This window comes from Sodaliphilus sp. (genome assembly GCF_045598405.1).
GTDB lineage: Bacteria > Bacteroidota > Bacteroidia > Bacteroidales > Muribaculaceae > Sodaliphilus > Sodaliphilus limicaballi.
The window spans coordinates 1-14,447 of the sequence record NZ_JAZLLZ010000125.1 but is presented as its reverse complement, the minus strand read 5'-3'; the positions used below and the strand labels follow the sequence as shown (position 1 = coordinate 14,447).

General features: G+C 50.0%; 12 protein-coding genes and 1 tRNA gene. 8 read left to right on the top strand and 5 right to left on the bottom strand.

The annotated features are described in order from the left end of the window. Positions 1-50: 50 nt before the first annotated feature. The 5 genes from ACKI3C_RS08905 to prmC all read right to left on the bottom strand — a co-directional run bounded on the left by ACKI3C_RS08905 (position 51) and on the right by prmC (position 6,172). The gene (locus ACKI3C_RS08905) at positions 51-2,684 is read right to left on the bottom strand and encodes an endonuclease (protein ID WP_407404171.1); all 2,634 of its coding nucleotides are present in this window, start codon (positions 2,682-2,684) and stop codon (positions 51-53) included. 36 nt (positions 2,685-2,720) lie between these two features. Then, positions 2,721-3,791, bottom strand: a complete 1,071-nt coding sequence (rlmN, locus tag ACKI3C_RS08900) for a 23S rRNA (adenine(2503)-C(2))-methyltransferase RlmN (RefSeq protein WP_407404169.1) — start codon at positions 3,789-3,791, stop codon at positions 2,721-2,723. A gap of 312 nt (positions 3,792-4,103) precedes the next feature. After that, positions 4,104-4,547: a hypothetical protein gene (locus ACKI3C_RS08895; protein ID WP_407404167.1), complete on the bottom strand. Its 444-nt coding sequence runs from the start codon at positions 4,545-4,547 to the stop codon at positions 4,104-4,106. A 25-nt stretch (positions 4,548-4,572) separates the two neighbouring features. Beyond that, positions 4,573-5,223, bottom strand: coding sequence for an orotate phosphoribosyltransferase (gene pyrE, locus ACKI3C_RS08890; protein WP_407404165.1), 651 nt, complete (start codon positions 5,221-5,223; stop codon positions 4,573-4,575). A gap of 103 nt (positions 5,224-5,326) precedes the next feature. Beyond that, positions 5,327-6,172: a peptide chain release factor N(5)-glutamine methyltransferase gene (gene prmC, locus ACKI3C_RS08885; protein ID WP_407404163.1), complete on the bottom strand. Its 846-nt coding sequence runs from the start codon at positions 6,170-6,172 to the stop codon at positions 5,327-5,329. A gap of 208 nt (positions 6,173-6,380) precedes the next feature. On the opposite strand from prmC, the gene ACKI3C_RS08880 reads away from it, so the two are divergent. The 8 genes from ACKI3C_RS08880 to ACKI3C_RS08845 all read left to right on the top strand — a co-directional run bounded on the left by ACKI3C_RS08880 (position 6,381) and on the right by ACKI3C_RS08845 (position 14,096). Continuing rightward, a complete protein-coding gene (locus ACKI3C_RS08880) occupies positions 6,381-7,856 on the top strand; it encodes a DUF6242 domain-containing protein (protein ID WP_407404161.1) in 1,476 nt (491 codons plus the stop codon). A gap of 9 nt (positions 7,857-7,865) precedes the next feature. Beyond that, on the top strand, positions 7,866-8,537 hold the full coding sequence (locus ACKI3C_RS08875; protein ID WP_407404159.1) for a DUF6089 family protein: 672 nt from the start codon (positions 7,866-7,868) through the stop codon (positions 8,535-8,537). A 38-nt stretch (positions 8,538-8,575) separates the two neighbouring features. Continuing rightward, the gene (locus ACKI3C_RS08870; RefSeq protein WP_407404157.1) at positions 8,576-9,325 is read left to right on the top strand and encodes an isoprenyl transferase; all 750 of its coding nucleotides are present in this window, start codon (positions 8,576-8,578) and stop codon (positions 9,323-9,325) included. A 29-nt stretch (positions 9,326-9,354) separates the two neighbouring features. After that, positions 9,355-12,003 (top strand): outer membrane protein assembly factor, encoded by a 2,649-nt coding sequence (locus ACKI3C_RS08865; protein ID WP_407404154.1) that lies wholly within the window; start codon positions 9,355-9,357, stop codon positions 12,001-12,003. A gap of 244 nt (positions 12,004-12,247) precedes the next feature. Continuing rightward, a complete protein-coding gene (locus tag ACKI3C_RS08860; protein ID WP_407404152.1) occupies positions 12,248-12,763 on the top strand; it encodes an OmpH family outer membrane protein in 516 nt (171 codons plus the stop codon). Positions 12,764-12,800: 37 nt separating this feature from the next. After that, a complete protein-coding gene (locus ACKI3C_RS08855) occupies positions 12,801-13,307 on the top strand; it encodes an OmpH family outer membrane protein (RefSeq protein ID WP_407404150.1) in 507 nt (168 codons plus the stop codon). Positions 13,308-13,418: 111 nt separating this feature from the next. Beyond that, entirely contained in the window at positions 13,419-13,922 is a 504-nt protein-coding gene (locus ACKI3C_RS08850; RefSeq protein WP_407404148.1) for an OmpH family outer membrane protein, read from the top strand. 100 nt (positions 13,923-14,022) lie between these two features. Continuing rightward, positions 14,023-14,096 (top strand) — tRNA-His (locus ACKI3C_RS08845). Positions 14,097-14,447: the final 351 nt, after the last annotated feature.

Below are 14,447 nucleotides of genomic sequence, written 5' to 3'. Positions count from 1 at the left end.
ACGCTCGGTGCATCCACCTCCGTATTAGTGTTGGGTCAAGTGCGATGGATTTACTTGACGATTACTTTCTTTGACTGGTTGCCCACAGCAACGATGTAGGTTCCGGCAGGCAGGTTGAAAGAACGCTGGCCCTTAACCTTGACGCTAGCCACCTCGTTTGCATCGATGTCGTAGATAGCCACCTTGGCGTTGCGTGTGGTGTTGATCATCACGCTGCCAGCAGTAGCCACTGCATCCCAGTCACGGTCGGCGTTGAGCACGTTGATGGGAGCGCTGGCAACAGGATTGTTGGTGATAGCGATGTCATCGATATTGCCACGCTTGCCTGCTGTCTGCACAAAGCGGAAACGCACGTTGCCTGTGTAGTTGACATCAGTGCTGAACTGTGAGAGTTGAGTGTCAGTAATAGTGAAACTCTTTACGGGAGACCAAGATTTGCCACCGTCGATTGATGCTTCGAGAGAAAGGGTGACATCACCGTCGCCACTCCAAGCCGATGCGTAGAAGCTCACCTTGCTTGCGCCAGATGCAATATCTTCGGTCATCTCAAGTTTACTAGAACCATTTTTGCCAAGACGAGCGCTCAAGTCTCCATGTTTTTTATCGGTACCTCCATAAACTCCCATGTCGGTGATGTACCATGCGAAGGTGTTTCCCTGTAATGCTTGGGTCTTGTATCCAAAGTTGTTTTCACATCCCTCAAAGTCCTCGGTGAATGTTTCTTTCTGTGCCGGGGGTGTGGGAGGTTGATGACCCAGGAGTACATTGATGAGTGCGTTGATGTCGGTAACGTCGATGTTTCCGTCGCCGTTGACATCCTCACGTCCGTTCCATAAACCCTGGTTGCCTTTAAGCACGCTGTTTACCACACAGTTTACGTCGGCAATATCAACTTCGCCGTCATCGTTGACATCGCCATAGATGGGTGCTGTGTTGCGCACCACCTCGGCAACAACCACCTGCTCGTCACCGCTGTAAGTAGCCGAGTAAGCACGGAGGGTTGCAAGGAATTCGCCGGTTGTGCTCACGTCGTTGAGGCGGATGAAGAAGTCCTCGCCGTCGCTGTCGATGGTGAGCGAGTTGGTCCAGTTGACCTTGTCAAGGCTGATGTCAAACTTGTTGTCTTCGCTATTGACTGTTAGCGTGATGGCCTCATTAACGTTCTCGGTATATACGCGAGCCTCAAGCACAGGAAGGGTAGCTTGACCACGTGTAGCCTTGATGCTGAATCCACCGTCGTTAAGGATGTCGATGATGTGATCAACGTCGAGGGTTGTCACTTCCACTTTGTTGCTCTCAAGCACGTTGCTGGTGAGCTGGATGTAGTAGGTTGTGAGAGGCTTGAGTCCTGTCACATTATAGCTCTGCGCGCTAGCCTTGACTGAATGGGGATAGCCGCTTACCAGAGTCTTGCCGTCTGACTCATAAACACGCAGGCTGTAGTACTCGTTGTCGTTTTGGTTTGTCCACCTAGCAGTGAACGATGTGGGGCCCACATTAGTAACCGATGCAGGTATGCCAGTGAGCACGGTAGCCTTGATGGGCACGCGTACTGTGCTGGTCTCGCTGCTCTCGATGGTGAGCGTTGCGGTATAGGTGCCGGCTGTTGCGGGCGAAGCATAGTAAACCTTGATGGTTTTGCCTGCCATTGCCTCTTCCTTGCTGATGGTCTCTTCGTCGATGGTGAAGCCGTTGCCGTTGACAGAGAGTTCCAGATCCTCGGTGAGGTTGACACCCTTGACCACAACTTCGGTAGAAGATATGCTGTTAACGGCAACGATACCAAAGTCGATGGTAGAGTTGCTAGAGGGTGCCACGATAGCAGGATCTTGTGTAGCGTTGGCATACCAGGGTTGGTCCTTCTTGCCGCCCCAAATGTATTCAGCAAGCTCGGGGTGGTCAACGAATGGGTTGCGGTTGTTCTGCTTGTACTTGCCGCCGTTGCCGTCACACACGGCCTGATTGCGCTTTGTCTCTTTTTCACTCACAGGGTCGAGTTTGTTCCACTCAAGGAGCATATTGATTGCCCAAGTTGAGAAAGCTGGATAGGATGTCTTGTTGAGCATGTCGCTGTTCCAGCTGGCAATACGACTGTTATAAGCCGCTGCCATGTAGAAATACATGCGAGCAAAGTCACCCTTGTAGATGTCGTCGGGTTCAAACACTGTTCCGCTGTAGCCGCTGTAAGTTGACTTGCCGAGCTTGCCCAGAGGCTGTGCCTTGCTGGTGCCTGTCAGGTAAGTACCGTTAGCACACACGCCGAAAGGGTAGTTGCTGCGCTGGTTGTTCACCTTACCGTCGGTGGGAACGATGTGGAAAGCATCGCTCACCATGGGACTGGCATCGTTGAACCAGCTCTTGGGGAACGAGTGCTCACGGTTGTAGCAGTCGCCCACGCTCGAGTAAGATCCGCACTGATTAGTACCAGGTTTGAACTTTGCGGTTGAATACATGTCGAGGATGTATCCGTCGCTACCCACGTCAGAATATTTGTAAAGGTCCCACAGTCCGTCATAAGATATTGTGGTGTGGTTGCCCACGATGCCCTCAAGGGCTTTGAGCAGAGCTTGACCGCTCTTTCCCTCGGCCGCGCTGTAGTAGCCTGTGGGCTCGGCAGCCTGTGTTGTGAGGGCAACAAGCATCACTGCTATCGCCCACAGTTTGTAAAGGTGATTCTTAATCATGTTAATCGTCGTTTTTTTAGAGGTTTATTTCCGTTGTTATTTAGTCTTTTTTGTTTCGTTTTGCTGGTTTTCCTTTTTCACCTTCCCGGCGAGCATGCCGCATGCAGCCGAGATGTCCTCGCCACGACTGCGGCGAATGGTGCATGTGACGCCCTTGCTGTTGAGGTAGTCGCGGAAGTAGGCCATGCGCTCATCGCTGCTGGTGCGCAGCTTGGGAGTGTCGGGAATCATGTGGTAGCGAATGAGGTTGACACGCACGTGCTCATCGGGGATAATCTCGCGCAGAGCCTCGGCGTGCTTGATGTCGTCGTTAAACCAGTTCCACATGATGTACTCAATCGAGAGACGGCGCTGGTGGGCCCAGTCGTAACGCGAGAGCATCTCCATGACGTCCTTGATCTGGTAAATCTTCTCAAGCGGCATGATAGACTGGCGCTCCTCATGCACTGCATCATGAACGCTCACAGCCACGTGCACGCTTGTTTTCTCAACCAGTGTCTTGAGTTCAGGCTTCTTGCCCACGGTAGAAACGGTGATGCGCTTGGGGCTCCATGCAAGTCCCCATGACTCGGTGAGAATCTCGATGACCTTCATCACCTCGTCGAGGTTGTCAAGAGGCTCGCCCATGCCCATGAACACAACGTTGGTGAGCGACTCGCTTTCGGGAATGCTGAGCACCTGGTTAATGATTTCGTTGGCTGTGAGATTACCATGGAACCCCTGGCGTCCGGTCATGCAGAAGTAGCAATTCATGCGGCATCCTTTTTGAGAGGATATACACAGCGTGGCGCGGTCGTCCTCGGGGATGTAAACGCTCTCAATGGCCTTTCCCTCGCCCACATCGAAGAGATACTTGACGGTTCCGTCCTCGCTGCGATGAGCCTCAGCAGGTTGCTTGAGTCCCACTACAAACCTGGATTCCAGTTTCTCGCGATTAGCTTTGGAGATATTGAGCATCTCGTCAAAAGTAGAGACGCGCTTGCCATAGATCCACTGTGCTAGCTGGGTTGCTGTAAACTTGGGCATGCCTAGCTCGGCTGTGACCTCGCGCAGTTCGCGCAAGTTCATGCCTGCAAGTGGTTTACGTTGGTTTCTTTTAATTTCCATAAAGAGTGTTATAATAGTTTTGTTTGATTCTTTTTTGTAACTTGCAAATTTACGAATATTTTTTTATTAATGTGTTAAATATGGAATGTTTTTTGTGCAAGCAATTATTATTTCCTGGTAAAATCATATCCAAAATAGACTAAAATGAAGGGGAAAGAACAAAAACCATACATATACCGGCGGCCAACATCTTCTGCAAGAAAAAAGTGAGACGGCACTTCGCAGCGACGCCTCACAAAATCTACAATCTATAAAAACATAATGTATGATATCTAGCGGTACCTAGACCCGCGCCACAGGTGCAACACCTGGTCAAAGCGTGTCGTAGGGGAGCGATGCCAGCACTTTGCCGAACTGCTTGGCAGCCTCGGTGATCTGCGGGCTTACCATTGTCTTGACAAAGAATGGCAGGTCGGCCTCAAGAATCGAAACAAGCTCGGTTGAATTTTCCGAGAGTTCTTTGAGCTTAATCACGAGGTTGAATTTCACTGGCGAGTTGAGCGCCGAGTACACAATCTCCTTGGGTGCCACAGTTGCCGCGTGGTTGATGCCAAAAGAAATGGCTCCCATGGGGCTCTCGATGTCAATGTGGTCGCCCTCAAACTTGAGTTTGTCGAGGTTCTTGCGAGCCTCCTCGGGCAGGCGGTCGGCGTTCTCGTCGATGAGTTTCTTGTAAAGACTGGGATCAGAGAGTTTGCTGAACACAGTGTTTATGCTAGTGTTGATGCAGTGTGCATCGCTTTTGAATTTGTCCATTTACTCGGTTTTCTATAAATAGAGATTAGTCAATAGTCATACCAGCGGGAACCCAGTGCTCGGGATCTTCACGCCACTGGTGCAGTGTCTCGATGTCGCTCTCCTTGATGTAGTTGGTCTTTACCGCTGCCTGAATCATTGCTGTGTAGTTGCTGATAGTAAGCAGTTTGACACCAGCATCTTCAAACGCCTGTGTCGCCACTGGGAATTCGTAAGTGAAGATTGCAACCATACCCACGACTTCTCCTCCAGCATCCTTAACAGCCTGTGCTGCCTTGAGACTGCTCTTGCCGGTAGAGACAAGGTCTTCAACGATCACCACCTTCTGCCCGGGCTTGATGTTGCCCTCGATGAGGTTTTCCAGACCATGGTCTTTAGGTGTAGAGCGCACATAAACAAAAGGCAGGTTCAACGTGTCGGCCACGAGAGCACCCTGCGCGATTGCACCGGTTGCAACGCCAGCCACCACCTCGGCATCGCCAAAGTTCTCCATGATGATGCGTGAGAGTTGCACCTTGATGAAGTTGCGCACGTCGGGGTAAGAAAGCGTGCGACGATTGTCGGTATAGATGGGGGAATTCCATCCCGATGCCCATACAAACGGAAGTGTGGGTTGTAACTTAATCGCACTGATTCTCAATAGTTTCTCTGCAAGAAGCAAGTCTATTTGTTTCATGACTTATGGCTATTCTTTGGTAATTAAACTGATTGTTTGTGCAAAGATACAAAATCTATTCTATATAATGAAATATTTTCAACTTTTTATAATTACCGCCTGTTTATCTTGTTGCCGAGACGAAGCGGTTGTTGCCAAATGAGTCGCGGGTGACGACCACGTTTTCATATCCCAGGCGGGTGAGCAGCGCGGCTGTTTCGTTGCCAAACTGGCGGTTGATCTCGAAGTACAGTCTGCCCCCGGGTTTGAGCGCGCGGAGCGCATACCTTGCTATGGAATTGTAGAAACGAAGCGGATCGTCGTCAGGCACAAAGAGTGCTGCGTGAGGCTCATAATCAAGGACATTGGGTTCCATGAAGGATTTTTCGCTGTCGCGCACGTAGGGCGGATTGCTCACCACGATATCAAGAGGCTCGCATCCCAAGTCAGTCAAATGGAGCGCATCGGCTTGAATAAAATCCACCTTTGCCTTATTGTCTTTTGCGTTTGTTTCAGCCACAGCAAGAGCTTCGGCCGAGATATCGATTGCGGTGACGCGAGCAAACTTCATAGCCAGTGCAAGCGAAATAGCTATACACCCACTACCCGTGCCTATATCAAGCACTTGCAAGTCGCTAGCTTTATTCTCGTCCACAATCATATCCACCAGTTGCTCGGTCTCGGGACGAGGAATAAGCGTGTGACGCGTTACTGTAAAATCACGTCCACAGAAATACGCCTTGCCCAAGACGTGCTGGATGGGCTCGTTGCGCCTGAGTCGCGCAAGTGCAGATTCTATCTTCTCGGGCACAAAATCAGGCAGTACGCTATCGCCCCGCAATATAATATCGACCGGGTCGTAGTTCATGTAGTGCTTCATCATCATGCGCGCTACGACCTGCGACTCGCCTGCGTCCATGACCGCCGACAATTCGGCCTTGATGTGGGCTAATGCTTGATTGACGTTCATAAAATCAAGGTTGAATGTTGAGATGCCAAAGTTACATCAAAAAAACCAATTCCGGACAATAATGAGCCCAAAAACGATAGCAAATGCGTTAAAAAGGCGTAAAAAAAGTGCTTCGAGTGCTTTATTGTCTTAAATTGCTTATGGAATATAACGCGTGCACGGAAAATTTTATTTATATTTGCAGTTTGAAACAAAGCAATAAATACAGATGAAGAAAAAATACCTACTATATTCGCTCTTTGCGGCTCTGCTGTCGCTCAGTATTGCGTCGTGTAAAGACAGTAAAAACGAACCGTCGCATAACACAATTTACAGCACAAGCCCCACAAGCGCACAACTCACCCATTTCGCGCTAAAGCCCAATGTCAAAGTGCTTGCCAACCTGGATTCTGTTCACTTTGTGATCGACCAGGAGAAGGGGTTGGTCTATAACGTCGATTCATTGCCCAAGGGCACCAACGTGACCAAGTTGCTCGTGTCTATGCAGTTCGGCACATCGGTAAACAAGGCACAATTTGTAGTGAGCGACGGTGAGGTCATCAAGGAAGAGAAAACCATCGACTATAGCGACACATCGACCGATAGCATCGACTTCTCTGGCAAGGTGGTGCTCAAAGTGACCTCGGCCAACGGCCAGAACATCGTGACCTACGATGTGAATGTGAACGTACACAACGAGAACCCCGACACACTGCTATTCCCCATGACAGAGCGCCGCGACCTTCCCGCTGCCGGCGACAGCAATTACGCACTGGGTATGGTTCAATTCAACGACCAGTTCTACAGTCTTGTGAACAACAGCAACGGCCGATATGTGTGCACTGCACCGACACCCGCCGGAAAATGGTCAACCGAGAAGGTTGAACTGCCTTTCGTTCCTGTGGAGGGAAGTCTCACTGCCACAACCGATGCCATGTATGTACTTGATGAAAACGGCAACCTGTATGCCTCGCAAGATGCCAAGACATGGACATCGACAGGCGCTGTGTGGACCTCTGTGCTTGGAGCCTATGGCGACCGCCTGCTGGGTCTGACCCGTGCCAGCGGCACCTTGTGCACCGACGAGTATCCCCGCCGTGCCGACTTCACCCCTGCCAAGGCACCCGAAGGCTTCCCCGTGGAAGGATACAGCCAGATGATGGTCGTGTCTAACGATTGGGCTGTCAATCCAGTGGCAATCATGGTGGGAGGCACCGATGAGCATGGCAAACTGAGCAACGCCACATGGGGCTACGACGGCAGCATCTGGGCAAAGATGAACTCTAACGTCAACAACTCGATGCCTGCTATTACCGGAGCAACTCTGGTGAGCTACTGCACCTACGAACTGAACAATGTGACCCAAGTTGCGACCAAGAAAAACTCTTGGCTCGTGATGGGCGGTCGCCTCGCCGATGGTTCTTTCAACCGCAAGACTTACACATCACGCAACCTGGGCATCACGTGGACAACGGCCGCTAAAAGCCTCCAGCTGCCCGACTACATGCCCGCATTCAGCGGCGCGCTGGGATTTGTGTGCACCGAGACCATGAGCCTCAAAGCTCCGTCACGCATTGCGAAACCCATCACCGAGTGGGAAGTACCCTACTTGTATATCGTGGGCGGCAACGATGTTAACGGACTGCTGCACAACAACGTGTGGAAGGGCACAATCACCCGTCTCACTTACAGACCCTTATATTAAGCAGATTTAATGAAGAGGATTATTGTCATATTACTTGCTGTGGCATCATTGCTGATGCTGGAATCCCGTGCGCAGGACTACCGTTTCGAGGTGGGTCCCTCGCTGGGTATGACCGGATATCTGGGCGATGTCAATAACAGCAACATGTGGAAACACCCCGGCATCACAGGCGGTGGCATGTTCCGCTACATCATCAACAGCCGCTGGGCAGTGAAAGGCAACCTGAACTACGCCAGCATAAGCGGAAACAGTGCCGACATTGACTCCAAGTTCCCTGTTGAGACCCCTTACGAGTTCAAATCCTCGCTCTACGACCTGGGCGGACAGGTGGAGTTTAACTTCTTCCACTTCGGCTCGGGTCCCACCTATAAGCACTACAAACGCCTGTCGCCCTACATGACTGTGGGCCTGGGCGCTGTGATGTCGAGCACATCGGGCCACACCAACGTGGCACTGTCGCTCCCTCTGGGTGTGGGTGTGAAATACAAGCTAAAAGAACGCCTCAACTTGGGCTTCGAGTTCACGATGCGCAAGTCATTTGGCGACAAGATAGACAACCTGACCGACCTCTACGGAGTGCAACACGGCATCGCAAAGAACACCGACTGGTATTCGTTTGCTATGTTTTCGGTCACTTACGAGTTCAGCAAACGGTGCGTTAAATGCCATTATATAGATTAATGTGTAAATAACATCACGAATTAATTTAGACACCAAATATGTCACTGATAGAAAAAATAGACAAGACCCGAATGCCAAGCCACGTGGCAGTGATAATGGACGGAAACGGTCGCTGGGCCAAAGAACATGGCCACAACCGCTCGTTCGGCCACGAGAATGGCGTGGAGACGGTGCGCGTCATCACTGAAGTTGCTAGCGAGCTCGGGGTGAAATACCTCACGCTATACACCTTCTCGACCGAGAACTGGAACCGCCCGCAAGCCGAGGTGGACTTGCTGATGGGCCTCATCGTGACCTCGATCGAGAAGCAAACTCCGCACTTGATCAAGAATAACGTGCGCCTCACGGTGATAGGCAACATGGACCGCTTGCCACAGTTTGCCCGCGACAGATTGCTCAAATGCATAGACGACACTAGCCGCTGCACTGGCTTGGTGCTGTGCCTGGCATTGAGTTACTCTTCGCGCTGGGAAATGGTGGAAGCGTGCAAGGAAATCGCAAGCAAGGTGGCTTGCGGAACTCTCGCAACCAGTGACATAGACGACACTGTGATATCGTCACACCTCACTACAAAAGACATGCCCGACCCCGACCTGCTGATACGCACCGGTGGCGACTTGAGAGTGAGCAACTACCTGCTGTGGCAGATCGCTTATAGCGAGCTTTACTTCACTAGCAAGTATTGGCCAGACTTCGGACGAGACGATTTTTATGAAGCAATAATAGACTTTCAGGCTCGCGAACGCCGCTATGGCAAGACCAGCGAGCAGGTGCAGGAGCAAAAATAAACAATAAAGAGACGAATTAAAATAGATATATGCGAAACAAGATAATTTATCTTATAGTGGCGGCGATAGCCCTAGGCACGTCGTCAGTGCAAGCCCAGACCGCAACCAAGGTCGTTAACGACACAATCTACAATCCGAAGATTGTGTTCACCGGTGCCCCGTCGAAGTATGAAATCGCGGGCATCAAAGTTGAAGGCGTCGACAACTATGAAGACAATATCATAATAGGTTACAGCGGACTGTCGATAGGACAGCGTATAGATATACCCGGTGACGACTTGAAGACTGCGGCCAAGCGTTTCTGGCGTCAGGGCTTGTTCTCGAAGATACAAATCAATGTGGAGAAAATCTATGAGGACAAGGCATGGCTCGTGTTCAGCCTGCGCCAGCAGCCTCGCATCTCGGTGGTCAACTACCTGGGCATGAAAGGCGGAGAGAAGAAAGATCTCTCTGAACGCATGGGACTTGTGCCTGGCAACCAGATGACACCCAACATCGCCAACCGCATCAAGCAGATTGTGGAGAAGTACTACGCCGGAAAAGGTTTCGAAAAGGCTGTGTGCACCGTGCGCCAGCGCGAAGACTTGAGCAGGCAGAACGAGGTGATTGTGGATATCGAGGTCAACAAGAACGAGAAAATCAAAGTGCACAAAATCTACATCGATGGCAACGATGTGATGAGCGACCGCAAACTCAAGCGCACAATGAAGAAGACCAATGAGAAAAACGACTTGTTGAAGCTCTTCAGCCAGAAGAAATTTGTGCGCAGCGACTACGACGAGGACTTGCAGCGCATCATCGACAAGTATAACGAGAAAGGTTACCGCGACGCGGTGATCGTGAGCGACAGCGTGGTGAACTACGACGACAAGACCGTGGACGTGCACATCACCGTAGAAGAAGGAAAACGCTACTATGTGCGCGACGTGAACTGGGTGGGCAACACCGTGTATCCCACTTCACTGCTCGACAATGTGCTTGGTTTCCGCAAGGGCGACGTCTATAACCAGAAACTGCTCAACAAGCGCACCCAAGAAGACGAAGACGCAGTTGCCAACCTGTATATGAACAACGGTTACCTGTTCTACCAACTCATACCTGTTGAGGCAAAGGTGACCGGTGACAGCATCGACCTGGAAATGCGCATGTTCGAGGGTAAGCAAGCACGCATCAACAAGGTAATTATCAATGGTAACGACCGCTTGTATGAGAAGGTTGTGCGCCGTGAGTTGCGTGTACGCCCCGGTGACTTGTTCTCAAAGAACGACCTCATGCGCTCGGCTCGTGAGATTGCACAGAGCGGACACTTCGACCCAGAGAAGATGGATATACGCCCCGAGCCCAACGAGGAGAACGGAACCGTGGATATCGTTCTGGGACTCGAGTCAAAGGCCAACGACCAGATTGAATTCTCGGCAGGTTGGGGACAGACCGGTGTGCTCCTGAAACTCGGCCTCAAATTCACCAACTTCTCAATCAAGAACCTGTTCCACCCGTCATCTTACAAGGGCATCATCCCGCAGGGCGATGGACAGACACTGTCGATCAGCGCACAGACCAATGCGAAATACTACCAGGCTTATAGTCTGTCATTCCTCGACCCGTGGTTTGGCGGCAAGCGTCCTAACTCTCTGTCGGTATCGGCATTCTACAGCCGCCAGACAGGTATCAACTCGCAGTTCTACAACAGCCAGTACACAAGTTATATCAATAACTATTACGCCAACTACTACAATGGCAGCAATTACTACGGCGGTTACAACCCCTATAACTATGGTGGTGGTTCCTACTACGAGAACGCCTATGACCCCGGCAAATACCTCCAGATGCTCGGTGTGACCGTGGGCTTCGGTAAGCGACTCAAGTGGCCCGATGACTACTTCACCTTCACTGCCGACGTGAGCTATCAGCTCTATGACCTCAAGAACTGGGATTACCTGTACTATATGAACAACGGTACGTCAAACTCAATCGTGCTGGGATTCACACTGGCGCGCAACAGTATTGACAACCCGCTATACACACGCAAGGGTAGCTCGTTCTCATTGAGTTTCCACGCCACACCTCCTGCCTCTCTCTTCGGCAAGAAGAACTGGGCAGCCCTGGCACAAGACAACAGCGATGCTGCGAAGAAAGAACTCTTCCGCTGGATTGAGTACTGGAAACTTAAATTCCAGGCACGCACCTACACCCCGCTCAACAACAGCGAGCGCTGGACCCTCGTGCTCATGACTCGTGCCGACATCGGTCTGCTGGGCAGTTGGAACAAGCACTTGAAATCACCGTTTGAAACCTTCTATGTGGGCGGTGACGGTATGTCAGGAAGTTATACCTATGCAACCGAGACCATCGCGCTGCGCGGTTATGAGAACGGCGCATTCACGCCGTTCGGTATGGAAGGTTACGCCTACGACCGCTTCGTTGTCGAGCTTCACTTCCCGCTCATGCTCTCAACCAGCGCAACAATTTATCCCCTGGTATTCGTCGAGGGTGGTAACGCTTGGACTAGCGTGAAAGACTTCAACCCCTTCGACATCAAGCGCTCGGCAGGTGTCGGTGCACGTGTGTTCCTGCCCATGATCGGTATGATGGGTATCGACTGGGGTTACGGTTTCGACGAGGTTATGGGTAAGAAGGGCGGCAGCAACTTCCACTTCATCCTGGGTCAGGAATTCTAAATTAAGGTGGGTTCTATTAATTATGTCGAGGCGATTTTGAGATATGTTTTGAGTAGATTTTACGACAACGACAGAGTCGTTACACTGCATCGTAACCGATGGTCGAGACCGTCGGAGATACCAAAACAGGCTCAAAAGCTACCGAAATAAATAATAAACTTTTCTCAGAATTAATAGAATCCACCTTAAACCATTTGACTGCGGTGCAGTCTAACACAACAACAAACATTAAAACTTGACAGATATGAAGAAATTAGCTTTAGCGTTAATCGCAGTAGTGGCAGGCATGTTCACTGCCAATGCTCAAAAATTTGCTCTCGTGGATATGGAATACGTGTTGAAAAACATCCCCGCCTATGAGATGGCCAACGAACAACTCAACCAGCAGTCTCAACGCTGGCAGCGTGAGGTTGACGAACTCAAGAAAGAGGCCGACACGATGTATAAGAACTACCAGAGCGACATGGTGTTCCTCACCGATGAGCAAAAGAAAAAGAAAGAGGCTGAAATCGTAGCCAAGGAAAAAGAAGCGTCACAACTGCAGTATAAGTACTTCGGTCCACAGGGCGAGTTGTTCAAGAAACGCCAATCGCTCATCAAGCCCATCCAGGACGACGTATATAATGCAGTGAAAAAGGTGAGCGAGGAACGCGGTTTCCAGGTGATATTCGACCGCGCAAGCTCACAAAGCATCATCTTTGCTTCACCCCGCATCGACGTGAGCAACGAAGTGCTTGCTAAAATGGGTTATTCAAAGTAAACCAAATAAATATTAACTATACACAATTTTATTAGAAATGTTTAAGAAATTATTACTCGCAGTCCTCGTGGCTGCCCCCCTGTGCATGAACGCACAAAAGTTTGGTGTAATCAATACTCAGGAAATCTTCAACGTAATGCCCGAAAAGGCTACAGCTGAGAATACACTGAAAGTTGCAGGCGAGAAGTATGAGACAGAATTTAAGAACCTGCAAGCAGCTTTCCAGAAGAAAGCCGAGGGTTATGAGAAAGAAGCTCAAGACGACAAGACACCCCAAGCAATAAAAGACCGTCACATGCAGGAGCTGCAAGACGAATATCAGAAGATCCAGAACTTCCAGCAGACTGCTGCTCAGGATCTCCAGAAGCAACAAGAGCAACTCCTCGCTCCCATCCAGACCAAACTGCAAAACGCTATCCAGGCTGTGGGCGCTGAGGGTGGCTACACTTTCATCTATGACCTCTCAATTCCTTCTGTAATCTATCACGGTACAGGTGCCGAAGACCTCACCGCAAAGGTTAAGGCTAAACTTGGTATCAAGTAAAAAATAGCTAGGTTATGATATTAGTCCCGGATATTCATTATTCGGGGCTATTTTTTTGCTCTTGTGAAAGAAATGAGTTAACTTTGCAGTAAATTAAAATACAATAAAAGAATGAAAAGATTACTATTCACGCTTCTCATGGCATTGCCTCTCGTGATGGCTGCACAAGTAAAACTAGGTATTGTGAACTCTCAGCAAATTTTTAACGCTTTGCCAGAGAAGGTCGCTGCCGAGAACGTATTGCAGCAGATGAGTGATAAATACCAGGCCGAAGACGCACGCATTCAAGAAGACTTCAACAAGAAGTTTGCCGAATATCAAGAACTGGCATCAGACGCAAACACACCCGAAACAATCAAGGAACGCCGCATCCAAGAGTTGCAGCAACTTGATAAGGGCATACAGAACTATCACCAAGAAGTGTCTCAACTTCTTGATCAGGCACGCGAAGAAGCAATGAAACCAATTCTGGATAAAATACAGCAGGCAATAGAAGCCGTGGGTGAAGAAGAAGGCATGGCGATTGTGTTTGACACCGCCAAGACACCTGTGGCTTATGTTGGTCCCTACACCGAGGACATCACCCCCAAGGTAAAGGCTCGCCTGGGTTTGTAAATACCACAGCGTATTAAATACTTTTTTTGAAAAAAAAATCGCAAAGGTCTTGTGAGTTACAAAATATTGTTGTAACTTTGCAGTCGCAAATGCGAAAATGGTGAAATTAGCTCAGCTGGTTAGAGCGTCGGATTGTGGTTCCGAAGGTCGTGGGTTCGAATCCCATATTTCACCCTCAAGGTCTGCTAAACGGCAGACCTTTTTTCGTCCCTATACCCCACCTCAAAAAAATGTCGCAGTCTCCAGAAACCGAATCAGAATATTTCCCTGATGGGTAAATGACGACGGAGACGTCACATTGCATCGTAACCGATGGCCTCTGGCCGTCGGCAAAGGAACATATACCAACCGACCTCAAAGGGGTCGCACTAACGTAGGAATTAATCGGCTCAGTAGATATTTTCCGTGGCAATCCACAGCACTGATTACCCAAATATCAGAGTGCAACGGTAGAGATAGAAGGGTAAGTCACGCACGCCTCTTAGCTCAGAGCGGAATCCCTTCATTTTTGAGTTGAGAGACTCC

What these genes read in the sequence shown, in the direction of transcription:
- ACKI3C_RS08860 (WP_407404152.1), top strand. Translation starts at nt 12,248, where the DNA reads ATGAAGAAATTAGCTTTAGCGTTAATCGCAGTAGTGGCAGGCATGTTC.
- ACKI3C_RS08865 (WP_407404154.1), top strand. Translation starts at nt 9,355, where the DNA reads ATGCGAAACAAGATAATTTATCTTATAGTGGCGGCGATAGCCCTAGGC.
- ACKI3C_RS08855 (WP_407404150.1), top strand. Translation starts at nt 12,801, where the DNA reads ATGTTTAAGAAATTATTACTCGCAGTCCTCGTGGCTGCCCCCCTGTGC.
- ACKI3C_RS08870 (WP_407404157.1), top strand. Translation starts at nt 8,576, where the DNA reads ATGTCACTGATAGAAAAAATAGACAAGACCCGAATGCCAAGCCACGTG.
- ACKI3C_RS08895 (WP_407404167.1), bottom strand. Translation starts at nt 4,547, where the DNA reads ATGGACAAATTCAAAAGCGATGCACACTGCATCAACACTAGCATAAAC.
- pyrE (WP_407404165.1), bottom strand. Translation starts at nt 5,223, where the DNA reads ATGAAACAAATAGACTTGCTTCTTGCAGAGAAACTATTGAGAATCAGT.
- rlmN (WP_407404169.1), bottom strand. Translation starts at nt 3,791, where the DNA reads ATGGAAATTAAAAGAAACCAACGTAAACCACTTGCAGGCATGAACTTG.
- ACKI3C_RS08875 (WP_407404159.1), top strand. Translation starts at nt 7,866, where the DNA reads ATGAAGAGGATTATTGTCATATTACTTGCTGTGGCATCATTGCTGATG.
- ACKI3C_RS08880 (WP_407404161.1), top strand. Translation starts at nt 6,381, where the DNA reads ATGAAGAAAAAATACCTACTATATTCGCTCTTTGCGGCTCTGCTGTCG.
- ACKI3C_RS08850 (WP_407404148.1), top strand. Translation starts at nt 13,419, where the DNA reads ATGAAAAGATTACTATTCACGCTTCTCATGGCATTGCCTCTCGTGATG.
- prmC (WP_407404163.1), bottom strand. Translation starts at nt 6,172, where the DNA reads ATGAACGTCAATCAAGCATTAGCCCACATCAAGGCCGAATTGTCGGCG.
- ACKI3C_RS08905 (WP_407404171.1), bottom strand. Translation starts at nt 2,684, where the DNA reads ATGATTAAGAATCACCTTTACAAACTGTGGGCGATAGCAGTGATGCTT.